21 protein-coding genes and 1 riboswitch are annotated in these 21,644 nt (G+C 73.0%); of the genes, 20 read left to right on the top strand and 1 reads right to left on the bottom strand.

Translation table 11 applies throughout. The features are described from left to right. The 20 genes from FH608_RS45180 to FH608_RS45085 form a co-directional block, all read left to right on the top strand. A partial coding sequence (locus tag FH608_RS45180; protein ID WP_193318986.1) for a methionine adenosyltransferase domain-containing protein occupies nucleotides 1-224 on the top strand: 224 nt, incomplete at its 5' end. 470 nt (nucleotides 225-694) lie between these two features. Then, a complete protein-coding gene (locus FH608_RS45175) occupies nucleotides 695-3,220 on the top strand; it encodes a primosomal protein N' (protein WP_139637338.1) in 2,526 nt (841 codons plus the stop codon). Between the two features lie 49 nt (nucleotides 3,221-3,269). After that, the gene (locus tag FH608_RS45170) at nucleotides 3,270-4,709 is read left to right on the top strand and encodes a hypothetical protein (protein WP_139637337.1); all 1,440 of its coding nucleotides are present in this window, start codon (nucleotides 3,270-3,272) and stop codon (nucleotides 4,707-4,709) included. Nucleotides 4,710-4,746: 37 nt separating this feature from the next. After that, complete coding sequence (locus FH608_RS45165; protein WP_139637336.1) at nucleotides 4,747-6,081, top strand: hypothetical protein; 1,335 nt, start codon at nucleotides 4,747-4,749, stop codon at nucleotides 6,079-6,081. 27 nt (nucleotides 6,082-6,108) lie between these two features. Further along, nucleotides 6,109-6,657 carry a peptide deformylase gene (gene def, locus FH608_RS45160; protein WP_139637335.1) on the top strand — a complete coding sequence of 183 codons (549 nt, stop codon included), beginning with the start codon at nucleotides 6,109-6,111 and terminating at the stop codon, nucleotides 6,655-6,657. 4 nt (nucleotides 6,658-6,661) lie between these two features. Then, nucleotides 6,662-7,588 carry a methionyl-tRNA formyltransferase gene (fmt, locus tag FH608_RS45155; protein WP_139637334.1) on the top strand — a complete coding sequence of 309 codons (927 nt, stop codon included), beginning with the start codon at nucleotides 6,662-6,664 and terminating at the stop codon, nucleotides 7,586-7,588. A gap of 41 nt (nucleotides 7,589-7,629) precedes the next feature. Next, a complete protein-coding gene (locus FH608_RS45150) occupies nucleotides 7,630-8,298 on the top strand; it encodes a hypothetical protein (protein ID WP_193318985.1) in 669 nt (222 codons plus the stop codon). A gap of 16 nt (nucleotides 8,299-8,314) precedes the next feature. Beyond that, complete coding sequence (locus FH608_RS45145; protein WP_139637333.1) at nucleotides 8,315-9,850, top strand: RsmB/NOP family class I SAM-dependent RNA methyltransferase; 1,536 nt, start codon at nucleotides 8,315-8,317, stop codon at nucleotides 9,848-9,850. 456 nt (nucleotides 9,851-10,306) lie between these two features. Next, on the top strand, nucleotides 10,307-10,969 hold the full coding sequence (gene rpe / locus FH608_RS45140; RefSeq protein WP_139637332.1) for a ribulose-phosphate 3-epimerase: 663 nt from the start codon (nucleotides 10,307-10,309) through the stop codon (nucleotides 10,967-10,969). A 202-nt stretch (nucleotides 10,970-11,171) separates the two neighbouring features. Then, entirely contained in the window at nucleotides 11,172-11,981 is an 810-nt protein-coding gene (locus FH608_RS45135; protein ID WP_139637331.1) for an oxygenase MpaB family protein, read from the top strand. 187 nt (nucleotides 11,982-12,168) lie between these two features. Then, nucleotides 12,169-12,299, top strand: a riboswitch (FMN riboswitch). A 109-nt stretch (nucleotides 12,300-12,408) separates the two neighbouring features. Further along, a complete protein-coding gene (ribD, locus tag FH608_RS45130; protein WP_226900477.1) occupies nucleotides 12,409-13,536 on the top strand; it encodes a bifunctional diaminohydroxyphosphoribosylaminopyrimidine deaminase/5-amino-6-(5-phosphoribosylamino)uracil reductase RibD in 1,128 nt (375 codons plus the stop codon). After that, a complete protein-coding gene (locus tag FH608_RS45125) occupies nucleotides 13,536-14,126 on the top strand; it encodes a riboflavin synthase (RefSeq protein WP_139637330.1) in 591 nt (196 codons plus the stop codon). Before ribD ends, FH608_RS45125 begins: the two co-directional genes overlap by 1 nt. Further along, on the top strand, nucleotides 14,123-14,782 hold the full coding sequence (locus tag FH608_RS45120; protein WP_139637329.1) for a nicotinamide mononucleotide transporter family protein: 660 nt from the start codon (nucleotides 14,123-14,125) through the stop codon (nucleotides 14,780-14,782). The genes FH608_RS45125 and FH608_RS45120 overlap by 4 nt, the downstream gene beginning before the upstream one ends. Further along, nucleotides 14,779-16,044: a bifunctional 3,4-dihydroxy-2-butanone-4-phosphate synthase/GTP cyclohydrolase II gene (locus FH608_RS45115; protein ID WP_139637328.1), complete on the top strand. Its 1,266-nt coding sequence runs from the start codon at nucleotides 14,779-14,781 to the stop codon at nucleotides 16,042-16,044. Before FH608_RS45120 ends, FH608_RS45115 begins: the two co-directional genes overlap by 4 nt. Then, nucleotides 16,041-16,508: a 6,7-dimethyl-8-ribityllumazine synthase gene (gene ribH, locus FH608_RS45110; RefSeq protein ID WP_139637327.1), complete on the top strand. Its 468-nt coding sequence runs from the start codon at nucleotides 16,041-16,043 to the stop codon at nucleotides 16,506-16,508. The genes FH608_RS45115 and ribH overlap by 4 nt, the downstream gene beginning before the upstream one ends. Nucleotides 16,509-16,527: 19 nt before the next feature. Further along, nucleotides 16,528-16,980, top strand: a complete 453-nt coding sequence (locus tag FH608_RS45105) for a PH domain-containing protein (RefSeq protein ID WP_139637326.1) — start codon at nucleotides 16,528-16,530, stop codon at nucleotides 16,978-16,980. Nucleotides 16,981-17,083: 103 nt separating this feature from the next. Next, entirely contained in the window at nucleotides 17,084-17,974 is an 891-nt protein-coding gene (locus tag FH608_RS45100; protein ID WP_139637325.1) for an AAA family ATPase, read from the top strand. After that, nucleotides 17,967-19,037, top strand: a complete 1,071-nt coding sequence (locus tag FH608_RS45095) for a vWA domain-containing protein (protein WP_139637324.1) — start codon at nucleotides 17,967-17,969, stop codon at nucleotides 19,035-19,037. The genes FH608_RS45100 and FH608_RS45095 overlap by 8 nt, the downstream gene beginning before the upstream one ends. Beyond that, on the top strand, nucleotides 19,030-20,121 hold the full coding sequence (locus FH608_RS45090; protein WP_139637323.1) for an XdhC family protein: 1,092 nt from the start codon (nucleotides 19,030-19,032) through the stop codon (nucleotides 20,119-20,121). The genes FH608_RS45095 and FH608_RS45090 overlap by 8 nt, the downstream gene beginning before the upstream one ends. Next, the gene (locus tag FH608_RS45085; protein WP_193318984.1) at nucleotides 20,118-20,684 is read left to right on the top strand and encodes a nucleotidyltransferase family protein; all 567 of its coding nucleotides are present in this window, start codon (nucleotides 20,118-20,120) and stop codon (nucleotides 20,682-20,684) included. The genes FH608_RS45090 and FH608_RS45085 overlap by 4 nt, the downstream gene beginning before the upstream one ends. Nucleotides 20,685-20,721: 37 nt before the next feature. Here FH608_RS45085 and FH608_RS45080 read toward each other — a convergent pair whose 3' ends face one another. Beyond that, entirely contained in the window at nucleotides 20,722-21,609 is an 888-nt protein-coding gene (locus FH608_RS45080; protein ID WP_226900476.1) for an endonuclease/exonuclease/phosphatase family protein, read from the bottom strand. Nucleotides 21,610-21,644: the final 35 nt, after the last annotated feature.

Genomic DNA, 21,644 nt, shown 5'->3' with positions numbered 1-21,644 from the left:
GGTTGTTCGTGGAGTGTTTCGGCACCGAGAAGCTGCCGGTGGAGAAGATCCAGGAGGCGGTGTTGCAGGTGTTCGACCTGCGGCCCGCGGCGATCATCCGTGATCTGGACCTGCTGCGTCCGATCTATTCGGAGACGGCTGCTTACGGGCACTTCGGCCGGGAGGGCTTCTCCTGGGAGTCCACCGACCGGGCCGAGACCCTCAGGAACGCCGCCGGCCTCTGACCACCCCTCTTCCCGTATCCGGTCACGCCCATGGTGACCGGACACGGGCTCGATCCGCGGCCGGCATTCACCGGCCGCGTTCCGGGTTTTTGAGCTTGACCCCGGAGACGGCGGGCGTCGCGTGCCCGGTGCTCCGGCGTATCGGGTCGGCCGATCTCCGGCCGGGCGGATGCATGGCCGGGCGGGCTGCCATCGGGGCGGCCCGCAACCGTGGCCCAGCCGCTGCACGCCTGCGGTCTGATGCCTCGCGGTGCTCCGGATCCAGCCGCCCATCCGCCAGCCACTCCAGTCGCGCGCCGGCTCACGCCACGACATCACCCTTCAGCTCGACCCCCGCAGGGCCGGCTTCCCGATCCAGCGCCACCGGCGGACGCGCGCCTGAGCGGGCCTGTCACGTCGGCGACACTGCATCGCCGGGTGCGTCATGGTGGCGGCTTCGGGGAGTGGTGGCTTCTGGTAGACGTTAGTGCGTGACCGACTCCGACGACGCCCTACTGCCGCTCGACGCCGTGCGGCCCCCGGCGTCGTCGAAGGACGGCAAGCCCAAGGACGGCAAGGGAGCCCCCGCACCCGCCCCCGAACGGCCCGTGGCGAGGGTCGCTGTGGACAGCCCGCTGCCCCACCTCGACCGCCCCTTCGACTACCTGGTGCCCGCCACCATGCACGAGACGGCCGAGCCGGGGGTGCGGGTGCGGGTGCGGTTCGCGGGGAAGCTGGTCGACGGGTTCCTGCTGGAACGGGTCGACGAGAGCGAGCACGAGGGGAAGCTCACGCCGCTCGAACGCGTCGTCTCCCCCGAACGCGTGCTCACCCCCGAGATCGCCGAACTGGCCAGGGCCGTGGCCGACCGGTACGCGGGCACCCTGACCGACGTGCTCCGCCTGGCCGTCCCGCCCCGCCACGCCAGGGCGGAGTCGCAGCAGGCCCCCGAGCACGGCCCGCCCGCCGCCGCGCCGCCCGTCGATGAGAGCGCCTGGGACGCGTACCCCACCGGCCCCTCCTTCCTCGACGCCCTGCGCAACGGGCGCGCGCCCCGGGCCGTGTGGTCCGCCCTGCCCGGCGCCAGGGGATGGGCGGGGGCGATGGCCGAGGCGGTGCGGGCGGCGCTGGACGGCGGCAGGGGCGCGGTCGTCGTGGTCCCCGACGGGAAGGACGTGGCGCTGGCGGACGGCGAGTTCGAACGGGTGCTGGGCCCCGGCAGGCACGTGGCGCTCACCGCCGACCTGGGCCCGGCCGAGCGCTACCGCCGGTGGCTGAAGATCCTCAGAGGCCAGGTACGCGCCGTCGTCGGCACAAGGGCCGCCATGTTCGCCCCGGTCCACGATCTCGGTCTGGTGGCCATCTGGGACGACGGTGACGACCTGCACGGCGAGCGCCTGGCCCCCTATCCGCACGCCCGCGAGGTCCTGGGCCTGCGTGCCCTCAGGACCGGCGCGGCGATGCTCATCGGCGGCTACGCCCGGACGGCCGAGGCGACGCAGCTCGTGGCCACCCGCTGGGCCAGGCCCATCGTGGCGGCCCGCACGACGATCAGGAGCCTCGCCCCGCGGGTGCGCCCCGCGGGCGAGGACGCCGAGCTGGCCAAGGACCAGGCGGCCCGCCAGGCCCGGCTCCCCAGCATCGCCTGGCGGGCGCTCCGGCAGGGGCTGGAACGCGGCCCGGTGCTGGTGCAGGTGCCCAGACGCGGCTACCTGCCCGCCCTGGCCTGCCGGCACTGCCGTACCCCTGCTCGCTGCACCCTGCCCCCCACCCGGACGGCCGTCCCGCTGCCTGACCCACCCACCACGGCCGCCTCTCCAGGAGGCATGGCCATTCCCCTGCTCGACCAGCCGGCTGCACGCTCCGGAGCCACAGCGGCGGCGCCTGCCCGGGACTCGCGGACGGGGGTCACGCGGACGGGGGTCACAGGGACGTCCGAAGGCTCGCGCGCCGGGACCCCCGAACCGTCCCAGGATCCGAGCACGAGGAACGCCGGGCCGTCTCAGGGGCTGCAGCAGGGGAGGGGAGAGCCGTCCCGGGGCGCAGCGGCCGGTGGCGGCGGCGCGACGGGCGGGGCCGGGAACGGGCGTGCCGGCGCGACGCCACAAGCGCAGACGCCGGACCCCGGAAGCCCTGTGCCGCCCGCCGACGCGAAGGTCCCGCACCTGAACGGGAGCGCGGCCGGGGCGGAGGCCGGAGGCGGAGGGACGTACGGGCCGGGGTTCCAGGGAGCCGGGGAGCCGAGGCCGGTGTGCCACGGCCCGCTCGCTCTCCGAGGCGGTCACGCCGCGCCCTACTGCCGCTGGTGCGGCCGCGTGGACGCCGACTGGCGCTGCCCGACCTGTGGCAGCCCCCGGCTCCGGGCCGTCGTCACCGGCGCCAGGCGTACGGCGGAGGAGCTCGGCAGGGCCTTCCCGTCGGTGCAGGTGCGCACGTCGGGCCGCGACGGCGTGCTGGCCACCGTCCCCGGCACCCGCGCGCTGGTCGTCGCGACCCCCGGCGCGGAGCCGGTGGCGGAGGGCGGGTACGCGGCGGCCGTGCTTCTCGACGGCTGGGCGCTCCTGGGCAGGGCCGACCTCAGGGCGGCGGAGGAGACGGTCCGGCGGTGGATGAACGCCGCCGCGCTGCTCCGTCCCGGCGCCGAGCTGGTGGTGCTGGGCGACACCGCGCTGCCCGCCGTACAGGCGCTGTTGCGGTGGGACCCCGTCACCCACGCGGAGCGCGAGCTGGGCGACCGCGCCGAGCTGGGGTTCCCGCCGGCCGTACGGATGGCGACGCTCACCGGCGCGGCGAGCGCGGTCAGGCAGATGCTCGACGAGGCGCACCTCCCGCCCGGCGCCCAGGTGCTCGGCCCCGTCCCCGTGGACGAGTCCGGCCAGGAACGCGCCATGATCCGGGTACGGCGGTCCGGAGGGGCGGCGCTGGCCGCCGCGCTCAAAGGGGCCAGCGGGGTACGTGCGGCGCGCAAGACGCCAGATGTCGTGAAGGTTAGTGTCGACCCACTCGACCTGATTTAGGCCGTTTCCCCGATTCGCTCATCTGGAGGCCAGCCGTTAGCGTGCCCATGTGTCGATCGAATGGGTGAACCAGGCCATCGACGACCTGCGCGCTTGGGGGCGCGCGCGGGACGTCGAGGTGGACGCGGACGAGGTCCGCCTGCTCTGCGACTACGCAAGCGACTACCTCAACGTCAACGAGCTGGGTGACTTCACCCCTGAGACCTTCGACGAACTGCTGCTGTCCATCTATCCGCGCAAGGTCATCGCCCCGCCGGAGAGCGCCCCCGAGACCGTCGCCGCCGCGCGCACCCTCGTCGACTACCTCAGCGAGTCGGGCGCGGTGCCCGAAGAGACGGTGGCGCTCATGCGCGGCAGGCTCGACGTGATCGCGCCGCGCATGCCCGACGCCCTCGCCGACCAGGCGAACTTCGGCATGGCCAAGACCCTCTTCAGCTCCATCGGCCCCGAGTCGCTCGAGCAGGCCGTCGCCATCCCCTCCGGCGAGGTGCCCGACCTGGGGGAGGCGCCCTGCGACTGCCCCGCGTGCACCCCGCTGCCCGCCGCCCGGCTGGCCCCGCGGGAGGAGCTCGTCGCGGCCCTGGACACCGTTCCCGTGCTGGCCGACGACCCGCTGCCCGGCGGCGGCGAGCCGCTGGAGGCCTGGGCGCAGCGGGTCTCCCGGCTCATCGAGGACGATGCCGACCAGGGGCTCTACGACCTGTTCGACATGCTCTACCGGGTCCAGGTACGCGTGCCGGTGAGCGTGATCGGCGACTACCTCGCCGAGTTCGCCGACGACGACAGCGACGACCTCGACGCCACCCTCGACCGGCTGGTCCGGCACGGCATGATCCACGTCACGGACGACAGCGCGGAGCTGACCCCGCTGGCCGTCTGGGGGCTGCGCCGGCACTACCTGTCGCTCGGGCTCGACGCCCCCGAGGCGCCCGACCCGACCCAGGCCGACGCGCTCGGGCTCATCGAGGGCCTGCTCGAAGGCGTCCCGACGGAGCTCGCCGAGCAGGACATCAGCCGCTGGCTGACCGGCAGGGCGCCGGGCGAGGCCGCGGCCGAGCTGCTGGCCGCCGCCTCCGGCGCGCCCGCCGTGGCCCGCGGCATCGCGATCACCATCGTCGACCGGCTGGGGGCCGAGGCCGAGCCGCAGGTGCGCGAGCACCTCGACGACCAGGAGCTGCGCCCGCACGTCATCCACTGGCTGGCCGCCAGAGGTCTGCCCGCGCCGCAGCTCACCCAGGACGAGCTGCTCTGGGTCAGCGTCGACATGCTGGCGCTGGCGATGCCCGCCGCCGAGGAGGACCCCGAGAACTTCGCCGAGAACATGGCGGCCTCCGGCCCGCCCGCCCATATGATCGAGGAGATGTGGCGGGTCGACCACCCCGACGTCGTCGAGGTGCTCGAACTGCTCGGGCGTTCCATCCCCGACGGCACGGTCGCGAAGGCGGCACGCAAGGCGGCCTTCAAAGCCCGGTCCCGGGCCATCCGTTGAAGTCGCTCATGTGACTGCTGTGCAGTAGGTTTCGTGGGTGGCAAACAACGTCTTCGACCTCGCCGAGCTGCGCAAGCTGATCGATGAGCAGGCCGCCGTGCCCCCACGGCCTCCTGAGGAGACTCCCGTGGAGCACGAAGCGCTGACGTTCCCGCCGGTGTTGCCGGCGCCCGACGCGGAGCTGGCGGCGGCGGTGCCCAGGGTGCCGCTCGTGGCCGACGCCATCAGGCTCACCACCTGGACGGGCACCCGCCCGGTGACCCCGGAGGGGCACCTGAGCGAGCAGGACGCCGAGGCCGCCGCACGGGAGCTGGGCCTGACCCCCGCCCGCCTGCGCCTGATCTGGATCGTGGCCGTCAACACCGGCCTGCTGCGCATCCTCGGCGGCCGGGCCTCGCGCGGGCCGCTGTCGCTGCAGCTGACGGTGGAGGCCACGCTGGAGTTCTGGGACGGCGTGGTCATGGACGTGCTCGACCGCGCCGACGAGGGCCTGACAGGGTCCGCCGTGGTCGACGGGCATCTGGCCGAGATGCTCGCCACGATCTACTCCGTGCGCTCCGGCGTCGCCACCGCCAACCTGGCCAGGGGCATCCTCCAGTCCCACGAGGTGGCCTGCGCGCCCGGCGCCGTCGAGATGCGCAGGCTCGCCGCCGCGCTGCCGGCCGAGCTGCTGGAGGCGCTGTCGCTGCTGACGTACTGCGGGCTCGTCGAGCAGACCCCCGCGGGCCGCACCGCGCTCACGCCGCTCGGCGTCTGGGCCATCCGCCGCGACCTGCTGCGCGAGGGCCACGACGCGCCGACGACCGCCGAGGTGGAGGTGTTCGCCGACCTGTCGGCGGCCGAGCTGGTGGAGGCACTGGTCAAGGGCTCGGCCACGCAGAGCGCCGTCGCGGGGTGGCTGGAGCGCCGCTCGCCCGAGTCCGCGGCGCGCGACCTGATCGAGATCGCGGCATCCGGTACGGCGGGGCAGCGCGGCGCGGTCGGCGCCATCCTCGAAGAGCTGGGGCCGGAGGCCGAGCAGCCGGTCAGGCAGGCGCTCGACGACCCGCTGATGCGCCGCTACGCCGCCTCCTGGCTGCACATCCGCGACCTTCCAGCCCCCACGCTCAGCCCCGAGGACCACACCTGGATCGCGGTCGACTCCCTGGCCGCCCTCATGCACCTGTCGGGCCCGGCCGCCGGCCGCCTCGACACGCCCGAGCCGGGCGAAGACCTGATCAAGCTGGTCGGCGAGATGCCCGAGGTGGGCCACCCCGACACGATCGCCGTGCTGGAGATGCTCGCCGCCGCCCACGACGATCAGGCCGTGGTCAAGGCGGCGCGCAAGGCAGCGATGAAGGCGCGCTCGCTCGAGCACACTAAACTGGGCTGATCCACGCGCGAGAACGGAGAGACCCCCTTGGCGATCCAGGCGATCCGGCTGTTCGGAGACCCGGTGCTGCGCACCCCGGCGGCTCCGGTCGTCGACTTCGACAAGGAGCTCCGCAAGCTGGTCAAAGACCTCACCGACACGATGATGGACGCTCCGGGCGCGGGCCTGGCGGCCCCGCAGATCGGCGTCGGGCTGCGGGTGTTCACCTATTACGTGGACGAGCAGCTCGGCCACCTGATCAACCCCGACCTCGACCTGTCCGCCGAGCAGGACGAGGAGGGCGAGGAGGGCTGCCTGTCCTTCCCCGGGCTGTCGTTCCCGACGCCGCGGGCCGTCCGCGCCGTCGCCAAGGGCTTCAACATGCACGGCGAGCCCGTCACGCTGGAGGGCACCGACCTGATGGCGCGCTGCTTCCAGCACGAGACCGACCACCTCGACGGCATCCTGTTCATCGACCGCATGGATCCCAAGCAGCGCAAGCTCGCCATGAAGGCCGTGCGCGAGGCCGAGTGGAGCGGCCTGGCCGCCCCCGTGATCAAGGCGTCGCCGCACGCCACCGGCGGAAGGGCCCTCTGAGAGCATGCGTCTGGTCTTCGCGGGCACACCCGAGACGGCGCTGCCGTCGCTGCGGGCCCTCATCGACTCTCCCCGCCACGAGGTCGTGGCGGTCGTCACCCGGCCCGACGCCCAGTCGGGGCGGGGCCGCAAGGTCCACCCCTCGCCGGTGGCCGAGCTCGCCGAGGAGTCCGGCATCGAGGTGCTCCGCCCGCCCAAGGCCGGCGATCCCGGCTTCCTCGACCGGCTGCGCGCCCTGGAGCCCGACTGCTGCCCGGTGGTCGCGTACGGTGCGCTGCTGCCGCAGGCGGCGCTCGACATCCCCCGGCACGGGTGGATCAACCTGCACTTCTCGATCCTGCCCGCCTGGCGCGGGGCCGCCCCGGTGCAGCACACGATCCTGCACGGCGACGAGATCGGCGGGGCGACGACGTTCCAGATCGTCAAGGAGCTGGACGCCGGGCCCGTCTACGGCGTCGTGACCGAGGAGATCCGCACCTCCGACACGAGCGGGGCGCTGCTCGAACGGCTGTCCGTCTCGGGGGCGGAGCTGCTCGTCGCGACCCTCGACGGCGTCGAGGACGGCACCCTGGAGGCCCGGCCGCAGCCCGCCGACGGGGTGACGATCGCACCCAAGATCACCGTGGCCGACGCCCAGGTCGACTGGACCAAGCCCGCCGTCCACGTCGACCGGCTGATCCGCGCCTGCACCCCCGCCCCCGGCGCGTGGAGCGAGTTCCGCGGCCAGCGGCTGAAGCTGGGGCCGGTGCGACCGGCGCCCGGTGAGCGGCTGCCCGCGGGCGAGATCGCCGCCTCGAAGGCGAAGGTGCTGGTCGGGACGGCCACCGACCCGGTGGAGCTGGGTGAGGTGCAGCCGCAGGGCAAGCGGATGATGAGTGCCGTGGAGTGGGCTCGCGGGGTTCGCCCAGAGGGTAAAGAGATCTTCAAGTGACGCGGCGTGTCGGCTCGGACGCCCTCGGTAACATCGACGCCATGACCACCACCGGTAGCGAGTCACAGGCGCTCATCGCGCGAATGGACAATCTCCGCGAGGACCAGGACGTCGCTTTCGCGACGCTCTGTGATGCTCGCGACAAGATCCGCGACATCAACTTCTGGACCGCCCGGAGCGATCGCTCCATGGCGAAGCTGGACGGGAAGGTCTCGCGGATCGAGCAGAAGAGTGACAAGGCGCTCGGCCTGGCCGTGCAGGCGAAGGAGAAGCTGGACACCCTGGACGGCCGCGTCGCCGTACTGGAGACGGACGTCAAGGAGCTCAAGTCGGACGTTGCGGTGCTCAAGACAGATGTCAGCGAGCTCAGGACGGATGTGAGTGGGCTCAAGGCGGATGTCGGGGTGCTCACGACGGACGTCGGCGGGCTCAAGTCGGATGTGAGTGGGCTCAAGTCGGATGTGAGTGGGCTCAAGGCGGATGTCGGGGTGCTCACGACGGACGTCGGCGGGCTCAAGTCGGACGTGAGTGGGCTCAAGGCGGACGTCAAGGAGCTCAAGACGGACGTCGGCGTGCTGAAGACAGATGTCAGCGGGCTCAAGTCGGACGTGAGCGGGCTCAAGGCGGGTGTCGGCGGGCTCACGGGCGACATGATCGAGGTCAAGGCGCTGCTCGGGGAAATGCTCCAGAGGCTGCCGCCCAAGCCATGAGGGAAAGTTTGAGGGGATGAGGACGAGGGGGGACCAAGGGGCCGGCGGCAGAGGCGGCGCCAGCCGTACGCGGAAGCCACGCAGACCGGTGCGCGACCAGGCACGCAATGCGGCCTTCGACGTCGTGCGCGCGGTCGACGAGCGCGACGCGTACGCCAATCTGCTTCTGCCACGGCTCCTGCGCGAGCGCGGCATCAGGGGACGCGATGCCGCGCTCGCGACCGAGCTCGCGTACGGGACGCTGCGCGGGCTCGGCACCTACGACGCCATCATCGAGATGTGCAGCGACCGGGCGCCCGACCCAGACGTGCGCGACGCGCTGCGGCTCGGCGCGCACCAGCTCCTGCGCATGCGCGTGCCGCCGCACGCGGCCGTGGGCACCACCGTCGACCTCGTACGCCTGCGCATCGGCCAGGGCGCGGCCAAGTTCGTCAACGCGGTGCTGCGGAAGATCGGCTCACGGACGATCGAGGAGTGGGTGCCCATCGTCGCGCCCGACCCGGCCAGTGACCCGGTCGGCCACCTCGCCGTGGCCTACGGGCACCCGCGCTGGATCGTCTCCGCCTTCCGCGACGCCCTCGGTGGGGCGGACGACCTGACCGACCTGCTCGACGCCGACAACGCCCGTCCTCTGGTGACGCTGGTGGCGCGGCCCGGCCGGAGCTCGATGGCGGAGCTCGAAGACGCGGGCGCCGTCCCGGCCCGCTACTCGCCGTACGCCGCCTATCTGACCGAGGGCGATCCCGGCCAGATCGAGGCCGTGGCGGAGACGCGCGCCGCCGTCCAGGACGAGGCCAGCCAGCTGGTGGCCCTGGCCCTGACCCGGGTGCCCCTCGACGGGGACGGCGACGAGCTGTGGCTCGACATGTGCGCGGGGCCGGGCGGTAAGGCGGGCCTCCTCGACGCCATCGCCACCCACGGCGACCTCGCCGGGCTGGACGGGGCGGCCGGTGGCGCCCCGGACACGGCTGCGAGCCCCCAGGGGAGTGACCGCGGTGGTCCCGAGGCGTCCGCTGGGGGCGGTGGTGGCCGTCCAGAGGTGTTCGGCGGAGGTGCGCGGTTGATGGCCGCCGACGTGCAGGAACATCGGGCCCGGCTGGTCTGGCAGACTACGCGGGACGCGGCCGTGGTGACGGCGGACGGCACCGAGCCCGCGTGGCGGCCCGGGGTGTTCGACCGGGTGATGCTCGACGCCCCGTGCACCGGGCTGGGGGCGCTGCGGCGCAGGCCCGAGGCACGGTGGCGGCGAGACCCGTCCGGGATCGCGGAGCTGGGCAAGCTGCAGCGGCGGCTCCTCGACACCGCGCTCGACGCCGTCCGTCCTGGTGGCGTCGTCGCGTACGTCACCTGCTCGCCGCATCTGGCCGAGACCCGGGTCGTGGTCGCGGACGTGATGGCGCGCAGGCCCGACGTCGAGCAGCTCGACGCCCGCGACTACCTGCCCGAGGTGGATCGCCTGGGAGATGGCCCGCACGCCCAGTTCTGGCCGCACCGGCACGGCACCGACGCCATGTTCCTGGTGCTGCTGCGTAAGCGTCCCACCGAGCAGTGAGCCGACCACCGCCGACGCCTTGTTCTCCTGCCATGTGCGAGTGTGCGTGTTCTCGTGCCATGCGCGGGTGTGAGGGCTCTGCCTGGTGCGGGTGTGAGGGCTCTGGCCCGTGCGGGTGGGCGTGAGGGCTCTGCCTTGTGCCGACGCGGGTGTGAGGGCGGGGCTGGGCCGGGGGTTGAGCCTGGGTGCGGGCAGAGCTGGGTGGGGGCTGGGCTTCGGCTGACGGAACCGAGCTCGGCTGAGAGCCGGGCGTCGGCAGGTGGCGACTGAGGCCGTGTGGGTCGGTCTTCAATGGGATGGGAGTGGGCGCGTGTGGGTCGGCGTTCGGTGGGGCGAGGGCAAGGTCGTAAGTCGGTAGTGGCGGGGGTGCGGGTTCCGGGGTGGAGGACGGTCGTAGGGCCGGTGATGATGTCCCGGAGGTGCGGGCGCCTGGGCGTTCCATAGACTTGGCACATCATGGCCGTACAGATCTCTCCCAGCATCCTCGCCGCCGACTTCGCCAGGCTCGCCGACGAGGCCGCCGCCGTGCCCAATGCCGACTGGCTGCACGTCGACGTCATGGACTACCACTTCGTCCCCAACCTGACCATCGGGTTGCCCGTGGTCGAGGCGCTGCGCAAGGCGACCTCGACGCCGCTCGACTGCCACCTCATGATCGCCGACCCCGACCGGTGGGCGCCGCAGTACGCGGAGGCGGGGGCGGGCAGCGTGACGATCCACGCCGAGGCGGCCAAGGGGCCCATCAGGACCCTGCGGGAGATCCGCGCGCTCGGTGCGCGGGCCGGCCTGGCGCTCAACCCGGCCACGCCCGTCGAGCCGTACGAAGACCTGCTGGGCGAGGTCGACATGCTCCTGCTGATGACCGTGGAGCCGGGCTTCGGCGGGCAGAAGTTCCTCGACGGGGTGCTGCCCAAGGTGCGGCGGGCGCGGGAGATGATCCGGCGGCACGGCGGGCGCATCTGGCTGCAGGTCGACGGGGGAGTGGACGCCGGTACGATCGAGCGCTGCGCCGACGCGGGCGCCGACGTGTTCGTGGCGGGCAGCGCCGTGTACGGGGCCTCCGATCCCGCTTCCGCCGTTGACGCGCTTCGCGCCGCCGCCGACGCCAGGAACGTATGAACCGGAGCCAGAGGCGTATGGATCGTGCCCAGGCGGCTGAGCAGGGTCCAGACGACGTCTGAGCCGCTCGGGCGACGCCTGAACTGCCCGGGCGACGCCTGGCCCGCCCGCCCGACGCGTGAACCGCCCAATGCGTGAATCGCCCGATGCGTGAATCGGGACAAATGCATGAATGGCCCACAGCTCGGGTAATCATTCACTTATGGGGGACCATGGAATCTTCGGGCCCCGCTCGGTGACCTGGCGGGTGATGGGTGAGCCGATCCTGCTGGTGGGCGGCATCCGCGCGCTCCTGATGCAGGGCCTGCATCCGCGCGCCATGCGCGGCGTGCTGCAGAACTCCGCGCTCATGGACCCGCACGAGGCCTGGTCCCGGTTCATCCGCACCACCGAGTTCGTACGCGTGCGCACGTACGGGACGAAGGCCGAGGTCGAACGGGCCGGGCGGCGCGTCCGCAAGATCCACGCCAGGCTGACCGCCTACGACCCCGACACCGGCACGACCTTCCATCTCGACGAGCCCGACGCGCTGCGCTGGGTGCACGTGGGCGAGGTCGACTCCTACCTGTCGGTCGCCCGACGCGCCGGGGTGGGGCTGTCGGACGACGAGGCGGACGCGTTCGTCGCGGAGTGGCGGCGGGCCGCCGAGGTGGTGGGGTTGAGCGCGGACGAGGTCCCGGGGTCGGTGGCCGAGTTGCGCGACTACATCGAGGCCGCGCGGCCGGGGCTGCGGTTCGTGCCCGAGGCGGCGCACCCGTTGCGCCTGTCGCTGAACGCCCCGCTCCCGTTCAAGCTGACCCCGTTCAAGCCCGCGGTGCCGGGGTTGACGCTGCTGGCGTTCGCCACGCTGCCGCGCTGGGCGAGACGCCTGTACGGGCTGCCCGCCACGCCGTTCGGCGACCTGTGGGCGACGGCCACGCTGCGCACGCTGCAGACCGGGATCGGGCTGGTGCCGGGAGATGTGCTCTACAGCCCCGCCGCCCGGCGGGCGCGCCGGCTCATGGTGGCCTGACCAGAGCCCCCGGCCGCGCTCCGTCCGGTGCGCGGGGCCAGCCGGCGGGATCGCCGGCGCACCCGGCGGTGGTCGATCGAGCAGGCGGCGGTGGCCGATGGCGCAGGTGGCGAGGGTCGCCGGGGCCGAAGAGGAGGGGCGGTCGCGGCGGCCGATCGGGGCATGGCACACTGGTAGCCAGAAGAGCTAGCGTGCTCCGGGGTCGGTGAAATTCCGAACCGGCGGTGACAGTCCGCGACCCGGCCGATGCCATCGGCCGGTTGACCCGGTGAAATTCCGGGACCGACGGTTAAAGTCCGGATGGGAGGTAGCGCGCGAGGTGTCCGGTTTCCCAGCCGGCCGCCTGCCGTGACGCATTCGTGCGTCGTGGCCGAGATCCCCCGGGGCCCGCCGTGGCTTGGAGCTACTGGCGAGTAGGAGGCCCGGGGTGGAGATACCCCCGCAGGACGCCGCGCACATGGCGCGCGCCGTCGAACTGGCCGCGCGCGGGCACGGCACCACCAGTCCCAACCCCGTCGTCGGCTGCGTCGTGCTGGACGCCTCCGGCGAGGTCGTGGGCGAGGGGTTCCACGCGTACGCCGGCGGGCCGCACGCCGAGGTCGTGGCGCTGGCGCAGGCGGGCGAGCGGGCGCGTGGCGGCACCGCGTACGTGACCCTCGAACCGTGCGACCACACCGGACGCACCGGGCCGTGCAGCCGGGCGCTGCTCGTGGCGGGCATCGCGCGGGTCGTGGTCGCGGTGGCCGACCCCAACCCCAAGGCCGCCGGCGGGGCGGCGCGGCTGCGCGCGCACGGCGTCTCCGTGACGATCGGGGTGCTGGCCGATGAGGCGGCGCGGGCCAACGAGGAGTGGCTGACGTACGCGCGGCTCGGGCGCGCGCATGTGACGTGGAAGTTCGCGGCGACGCTGGACGGGCGGTCGGCGGCCGAGGACGGCACCAGCCAGTGGATCACCTCGCCCGAGGCGAGGGCCGACGTGCACCGGCTGCGGGCCGCCTCCGACGCGATCGTCGCCGGCATCGGCACCGTCCTGGCCGACGACCCCCACCTCACCGCCCGCCCCACCCTGTCCAGCACCGATCCCGGCGCGGCCGATCCCGGCCGGAGCGTGCGGAGGCCGGTGCGGGTGGTGGTCGACAGCCGGGCGAGGACGCCGCGGCACGCCAGGGTCCTCGACGACAGCGCCCCCACGCTCGTCGCCGTCGCCGACGACACCGACACCGCGCTCAAGGCCGACCTCCTGCGCCTGCCCCGCGACGCCCATGGTCTCGACCTGGACGCCCTCCTGCGGGAGCTCGCGGCCCGCGACGTGGTCAGCGCGTTCCTGGAGGGCGGCCCCACGCTGGCCGGCGAGTTCCTCAGGCGGGGCCTGGTCGACCGGGTGGTCGCGTACGTCGCGCCCGCGCTGCTCGGCTCCGGCAGGGCCGCGCTGGGCGCGGCCGGGGTGGGCACGATCGCCGGCATCCACCGCCTGACATTTGACGAAATTTCCCCCATCGGGCCGGATGTGAGGCTTGTTGCCCGGCCCGTCACCCAACCAGGCAGGGAGCAGTGATGTTCACCGGAATCATCGAGGAAAAGGGCGAAGTGGTGGCCATCGTGAAGACGGGCGGCGGGGCCGTGCTGTCGGTGCGCGGCCCGGTCGTCACCTCCGACGCCAAGCACGGCGACTCCATCGCGGTCAACGGCGTGTGCCTCACGGTCGTGGAGGTCGAGGACGACGTTTTCACCGTCGACGTGATACGCGAGTCGCTCGATCGCAGCTCGCTCGGCGGCCTCGCCGAGGGCTCCCCGGTGAACCTGGAGCGCGCCGTACGCGCCGACCAGCGACTCGGCGGTCACATCGTGCAGGGCCACGTCGACGGCACCGCCGTGCTGCTGTCCAGGAAGCCCGGCGAGAGCTGGGACGACGTGCGGTTCTCGCTGTCGAAGGAGCTCGGCCCGTACGTCGCGGAGAAGGGCTCGATCGCGATCGACGGAATCAGCCTGACGGTGACGACGGTTGACGACGAAAGCTTCGGTGTGAGCCTGATCCCCACGACGCTCAAGCTCACCACCATGGGCGACCGCCAGGTCGGCGACGTGGTGAACATCGAGGCCGACGTGATCGCCAAGTACGTGGAGAGGCTGGTGGCCGGGAAGTGAGCTGGGCGGACGCCGGATTGGATGTATTCGGCACACATGTGCTCTGGACCGACCTGATAGGGAACATCGCCGCCCTGTCGACGGTGCTGCTCGCGATGCGCAAGTCGATGTGGACGTGGCCGGTGCAGTTCACCGGCTCGGTGCTGCTGTTCGTGGCCTCCATCAACGCCCACATCACGGGCAACGCGCTGAAGCAGGCACTGTTCGCCGGGCTGGCGGTCTACGGCTGGTGGGCGTGGCGGCGCGGCACCCAGGACGGCCGACAACTGCGCGTGCGCCCCGCCGAGTGGTGGGAGCGGTTGATGCTGGTCACCGTCATGCTGCTGGGCACGGCCGTGGTCGGGGTGCTGTTCTTCGTCACCGGCCTGTCGTGGGGCGCGCACGAGCCGCTGCCGAAGGGCGCGTTCCTGGTGGCCGCCGACGCGTACATCTTCGTCGGCAGCGCGGTCGCCACCTGGGCCCAGGGCAGGGCGCTGGTGGACTTCTGGATCGTGTGGGTCGCGGTCGACCTCGTGGGCGTGCCGCTGGCGTTCAGTTCGGGGCTGGTGGTCTCCGGCTGGGTGTACGGAATCTTCTTCGCGCTGGTCCTCGTCGGCTTCGTGAAGTGGCTGCGCGAATACCGGACGAGCGAACTGAGTGTGGCGGTGGCGCAATGAGCGATATCAGGCTGGACCCGATCGAACGGGCCATCGAGGACATCCGAGACGGCCGGCCGGTCGTCGTGGTCGACGACGCGAGCAGGGAGAACGAGGGCGACCTGATCTTCGCCGCGGCCCGGGCCACGCCCGAGCTGTGCGCGTTCACGATCAGGCACACGAGCGGCGTGATCTGCGTGGCCATGGAGGGCAAGGAGCTCGACCGGCTCGGGCTGCCGCTCATGGTCGTGCACAACAAGGAGCGCATGCGCACGGCGTACACGATCACCGTGGACGCCCGCGACGGCGTCACCACCGGCATCTCGGCGGCCGACCGCGCGAAGACGATCCGCACGCTCGCCGACTCCGCCACCGAGCCCGCCGAGCTGGTGCGCCCCGGCCACATCTTCCCGCTGCGCTACCGCGAGGGCGGGGTGCTGGCCAGGCGCGGCCACACCGAGGCCGCCGTCGACCTGGCCAGGCTGGCGGGCCTTTCGGCCGCCGGCGCGCTGGCCGAGGTGGTCAACGACGACGGCACCATGGCCAGGCTGCCCGAGCTGCGCCGCTTCTGCGACACGCACGGCCTGGCCCTGGTCTCCATCGAGCAGCTGGTCGACCACCGCCGCCGCGCCGAGAGCATGGTGACGCGGGTGGCCGAGACGCGGCTGCCCAACGCGTACGGGATGTGGCGCGCGTACGGCTACGCCAGCGACCTCGACGGCGGCGAGCACGTCGCGCTCGTCTACGGCGACCTGGGCGACGGCGAGAGCATCCTGGTCAGGGCCCACTCCGAGTGCCTGACCGGCGACGTGTTCGGCTCGCTGCGCTGCGACTGCGGGGTGCAGCTGGAGCACGCCATGTCGGCCATCGCGCAGGAGGGCCGGGGCGTGGTCGTCTACCTGCGCGGCCACGAGGGCCGGGGCATCGGCCTGCTGGCCAAGCTCAAGGCCTACGGCCTGCAGGACAACGGCAGCGACACCGTCGACGCCAACATCGAGCTGGGGCTGCCGGTGGACGCGCGAGAGTTCTCCAACGCCGGGCAGATCCTCGCCGACCTCGGCGTCAAGTCCGTGCGGCTGCTGACCAACAACCCGGCCAAGCTCAAGGGCATGGACGGCTACGGCATCAAGGTCCTCGGGCGCGAGCCCGTGCCCGTGCACATGAACCCGCACAACGAGCGCTACCTCACGGCCAAGCGCGACCGCCTCGGCCATCAGATCACCGGGCAGACCCCGGAGCAGATCCCGGACGACATCTCGGACCACATCTCGGAGGCTTCATGAGCGGGCAGGGACGCCCGGACGTCGCGGCACCCGACGCCGCGGGGCTGACGGTGGGGGTGGTGGCGGCCGGCTGGCACGCCGAGATCACCGACCAGCTCGTGGCGCGGGCCGTACAAGCCTGCGACGACAGCGGCGCCGTCGCCACCGTCGTACGCGTGCCGGGCTCGCTGGAGATCCCGGTGGTCGCCCAGGCGCTCGCCCGCCGCTGCGACGCGGTGGTGGCCCTGGGCGCGGTCATCAGGGGCGAGACCGCCCATTTCGACTACGTCTGCGACTCGGTGACCGCGGGTCTGACCCGGATCTCGCTGGACGAGGAGACGCCGGTCGGCAACGGCGTGCTCACCTGCGACACGCTCGACCAGGCACTGGAGCGTTCCGGGCGGCCGGGGAGCAAGGAGGACAAGGGATACGAGTCGGCCATCGCCGCGCTGGAGACCGCACTCCTGCTGAGGGACCTCCGCTGACCTGCGGTAGGTTTCCCTCGTGCCAGAGTCCGTGCCTCCACCGTCCCTGCCCATCACCTGGCGTCCCCGCCGCACGAGATTCGTCGCGTACGGCTCCGCCGCCCTGATCGTCCTGGGGGCGGTGGCCATGGCGATCTTCATCGCCGAGCCGTTCAAGCTGCCCGACCGGGTGGGGTTCGTGGTGTTGGGCTGCGCGGTGGCGTTCGTGCTCCACCTGCTCGGCCGGGTGCGGGTGGAGGCGGACGACGAGGGCGTCACGATCGTCAACGCCGTCCGCACCCACCGCTACACCTGGCCGGAGATCCTGGAGGTCACGCTGCTGTCGGGCGACCCGTGGCCGCGGATCGACTTCTCGGACGGGCGCACCATCGGGGCGATGGGCATCCAGGGCTCGGAGAAGCCCCGCGCCGTCCGCGCCACGGCCGAGCTGGCGGCCCTCATCCGCGAGCGCGGCGAGGCGCGCGAGGCCTGACCGGGGTCCGCCGTGGGGCGCGCGAGGCCTGATCCGGGAAAGCGGTGAGGAGAGCATGGGTTGATCACCTTGCCGAGCCGGGCCGCCGACGTAATCTGAAAGGGTGCTGCGGCGGACCATCAGGGCAACGGACATCGAGTCGCCGGACAAGCTCATCGAGCTGCTCGACCGGCACGCCTATCTGGCCGACGAGGGCCTGGCCACGGCCGCCTTCCTGGCGCTGCGGATGGGCCGGCCGCTGTTCCTCGAAGGGGAGGCGGGGGTCGGCAAGACCGAGCTGGCCAAGACGCTCGCGACGCTGCTGCGGGCGCCGCTCATCAGGCTCCAGTGCTACGAGGGCCTGGACGCGGCCCAGGCCCTCTACGACTGGGACTTCGCCCGCCAGCTCCTCCACCTCAAGGCCGCCGAGGCCGCCGGGATCACCGACGTGGGCCGGCTGGAGGGCGAGATCTACGACCGCAGGTTCCTCATCGCGCGGCCCCTGCTCAAGGCCGTCGAGACGCAGCCGAGCGTGCTGCTGGTCGACGAGATCGACCGGGCCGACGACGAGTTCGAGGCGTTCCTGCTGGAGGTGCTCTCCGACTTCACGATCTCCATCCCGGAGCTGGGCACGGTCAGGGCCGAGACGCCGCCGGTGGTCGTGGTGACCTCCAACCGCACGCGCGAGGTGCACGACGCGCTCAAGCGGCGCTGCCTCTACCACTGGCTGGAGCACCCCACCTTCGACCGGGAGGTGGCCATCCTGCTGCGGCGGCTGCCCGGCTGCACCGAGACGCTGGCCACGCAGGTGGCGCACGCGGCCGAGCGGCTGCGGCAGGCGGACCTGGTCAAGCCGCCCGGCGTGGCCGAGACGCTCGACTGGACCGAGGCGCTGCTGACGCTGGGCGCCAAGGAACTCGATCCGGGCCTCGCCGCGGCCACCCTGGGGGCGGCGCTGAAATACCGCGAGGACGTCTCCGCCGTGCTCTCCAACGGGCTGCTGTCCCATGGATGAGCTGGTCGCCACCGTGACAGGGTTCGCGAGAACCCTGCGGGCGGCCGGGGTCGGAGCCGATCACGAGCGCACCCAGACCATGCTCAGGGCCCTCGACCACCTCGACGTGGCCGAGCCCCGCGAGGTCTACTGGGCCGGGCGGCTCACGCTCTGCGCCACACCTGATGACCTGCCCCGCTATGACCGGTGCTTCGCCGCGTACTTCGGCGGCCGCAAGGCGGCCCTCGTCCGTACCGGCGCGACCTCCGTCACCAGGCACCTGGCGGCCGGTCCCGAGGGCGACGGCGGCACGGACGCGGCGGCGGCGCCCGCGACGGCGAGCCCGGTGGAGGTGCTGCGCCACCGCGACGTGGCCAGGCTGACCGACGCCGAGCGGGCCGAGGTCCACCGGATGCTGGCCCTGTTGCGGGCGCGGCGGGCGCTCAGGCGCTCGCGCCGCTTCGAGAGCGCCCGCCGGGGGCCGCTCGACCAGCGCCGCACCATCCGCGACGCGCTGCGGAAGGGCGAGATCGCGAGGCTCCGGCACCGGCGCCACACCACCCGGCCGCGAGCGGTCGTGCTGTTCGTGGACGTCAGCGGCTCGATGGCCCCCTACGCCGAGACCCTGCTGCGCTTCGCCCACGCGCTGGTCAGGAGCGAGCCCAGGCACACCAGGGTCTACTCGGTCGGCACCAGGCTCACCTCCATCACGGCCGAGTTGCGCCACCGCGACCCCGGCACCGCGCTCAACGAGGTGTCGAAGGCTGTCCCCGACTGGAGCGGCGGGACCCGCCTGGGCGAGGAACTGCGGGAATTCCTCGCCCGTTACAGCGCGAGAGGGGCGATCGTCGTGATCGCCTCGGACGGGTGGGAACGCGGCGATCCTGACCTGCTGCGCACGCAGATGGCCCGGCTGGCCAGGCAGGCGCACCGGGTGATCTGGGTCAACCCGCACAAGGGGTACGACGACTACCAGCCGCTCACCGGTGGCATGCGGGCCGCGCTCCCGTACCTCGACGACCTGGTGGCCGGGCACAGCCTGGCCGCTTTTGAGCAACTGAGCGAAAGGCTGGCCCATGCGTGACGTGCTGCCGGAGATCACCCAGTGGTGGCGGTCGGGGACCGGGTTCGGGCTGGCGACGGTGGTCAGCACGTTCAGCAGCGCGCCCCGGCAACCGGGCGCGGCCATGGCGGTGCGCGGCGAGGAGGTGGTCGGCAGCGTCTCCGGCGGCTGTGTCGAAGGCGCCGTGTTCGAGCTGGCCACCGAGGCCGAGCAGCCGATCCTGCAGAGGTACGGCGTGAGCGACGACGACGCGTTCGCCGTCGGGCTCACCTGTGGCGGCATCATCGACATCCTCGTCGAGCCCATCTCGAAGGAGACGTTCCCCGAGCTGGGGGAGATCGCGCGGGCCGTCGAGGCGCGCGAGCCCGTCGCCGTCGCCACGATCATCTCCGGGCCCGGCCGGATGGGTGCCCGCCGTGTGGTCTGGCCGGAGCGTTCGAGCGGCACCCTCGGCCTCGAACGGCTCGACGAGGCCGTGGACGACGACGCGCGCGGCATGCTCGCCCAGGGCCTGACCGGCGTCAGGCGCTACGGCGCGGAGGGGGAGCGGCGCCTGGACGACCTGGCGGTGTTCGTCCAGTCGTTCGCGCCGCCGCCGCGCATGCTCGTGTTCGGGGCCATCGACTTCGCGGCGGCCGTGGCCCGGGTGGGCAAGTTCCTCGGCTACCACGTCACGGTCTGCGACGCCCGCCCGGTCTTCGCCACCTCCAAGCGCTTCCCCGAGGCCGACGAGGTCGTGGTCAAGTGGCCGCACGACTACCTGTCGTCCGTCCAGGTGGACGAGCGCACGGTGATCTGCGTGCTCACCCACGACCCCAAGTTCGACGTGCCGCTGCTGGAGGTGGCCCTGCGGACGGACGCCGGGTACGTCGGCGCCATGGGCTCGCGGCGCACCCACGAGGACCGCCTGGCGCGGCTGCGCGAGTCCGGGCTCACCGACGCCGAGCTGGCCAGGCTGCGCTCGCCGATCGGGCTCGACCTCGGCGCGCGCACCCCCGAGGAGACCGCCGTGTCGATCGCCGCCGAGCTGATCCAGCTGCGCTGGGGCGGCTCCGGGAGCCCGCTGTCCAGCACGCGGGGCCGCATCCACCACGAGGCCCCATGAGGACGGGCCGGGTGGCGGGGCTGCTGCTGGCGGCGGGCCGGGGCGCCCGGCTGGGCACGCCCAAGGCGCTGGTGGAGTTCGAGGGCGAGCGGCTGGTCGACCGGGGCGTGCGGCTGCTGGAGGAGGGCGGCTGCCACCCCGTCGTGGTCGTGCTCGGCGCGGCCACCGTGCAGGTGCGGGGCGCGGTGACGGTGCGCAACCCCGACTGGGCCTCCGGCATGGGATCGTCGCTGCGGGTCGGGCTCGCCGCGCTGCCGGAGGAGGCCGAGTCCGTGGTGATCGCGCTGGTCGACCAGCCGCTCATCCGGCCGGGTGCGGTACGCGCGCTCATCGCCTCGGGCGCCGGGCTGGCCGTCGCCACGTACGGGGGCGAACGCCGCAATCCCGTGCTGATCGCCCGCGAGCACTTCGCCGGGGTGGCGGAACTGGCCGTGGGGGACGTGGGGGCCAGACCGTACCTGAAGGCCCACCCCGGGCTGGTGACCGGGGTGCCGTGCGACGAGCACGGCGACCCGGCGGACATCGACACGCCACGGGACCTGAAGCTGCTGGAGCCGCAGTGAGGCGGAGGCCGCCGGAGCGGCGGTGGGACGGAGGCCCCTAGAGCCGCAGTGAGGCGATGGCGGCGCGGTGGTCGCTGCCGGTGGCCGGGGCGACGCCCGCCTTGGTCGCCGTCATGCCCTTGAACAGGATGTGGTCGGGCCTGGTGATGGGGAACTCCGCCGGCCAGGTGAACCCGAACCCCTCGCCCGCCGCGCTCTGCGCGTCGGTCAGCGGCGGGATCAGGCCGCTCATGCCCCGGTCGGTGGTGGCGGTGTTGAGGTCGCCGAGCAGCAGGATGCGCTTGCTGGCGTCGGCGTCGATGAGCTTGCGGGCCTGTGCCAGCGAGGCGTCGCGCGAGGTGGTGGCCCCCGGCCTGGCCGAGGCCAGGTGCATGACGTAGACGGTCACCTTGCCCTTGGGGGTGTCGACCACCGCGCGCAGCGCCCGCGGCCAGCCCATGCCGACGTCGAGCGGTTTGGTGTCGACGATCGGGTAGCGGCTCCACAGGCCGACCGTGCTGACCGGATAGTGGTACTTGAACATCTTGTTGAGCTGCTTGGCCGCCGGCCCGCCGCTGGTCAGCTCCTGCGCGGCCAGCAGGTCGAGATCCTTGGCGATCACCCGCACGGCCTCGCCGGAGGCGTCGTTGGTGACGCCCACGTTGACCGTGCCGACGGCCAGGTCGCTGGGGCCGCCGGGCGGCGTGCGCAGGAGCGTGGAGCCGAACATGGCGGCCCACACCACCGCCGGCGCCAGCGCGGCGACCGCGGCCGCCCGGGAACGTGCCACCGCGGCGCCGAGCAGCAGCAGCGGGACGGTCAGCCCCAGCCAGGGCAGCAGGCTCTCCAGCACGGGCGTGAACCCGCCGAGCGCGGGGATCAGCCGGTGCCCCGCCAGGGCCACGGCGACCACGGCGCTCACGACGATGACGAGCCGGCTCAGCACGTGATCCAGGCTAGTGGCTCCCTGCCGGGACCACC

Origin of the sequence: Nonomuraea phyllanthi (genome assembly GCF_006334985.2) — a bacterium.
Classification (GTDB): Bacteria; Actinomycetota; Actinomycetes; order Streptosporangiales; family Streptosporangiaceae; genus Nonomuraea; species Nonomuraea phyllanthi.
This window is presented reverse-complemented; position numbering and strand designations above follow the sequence as displayed.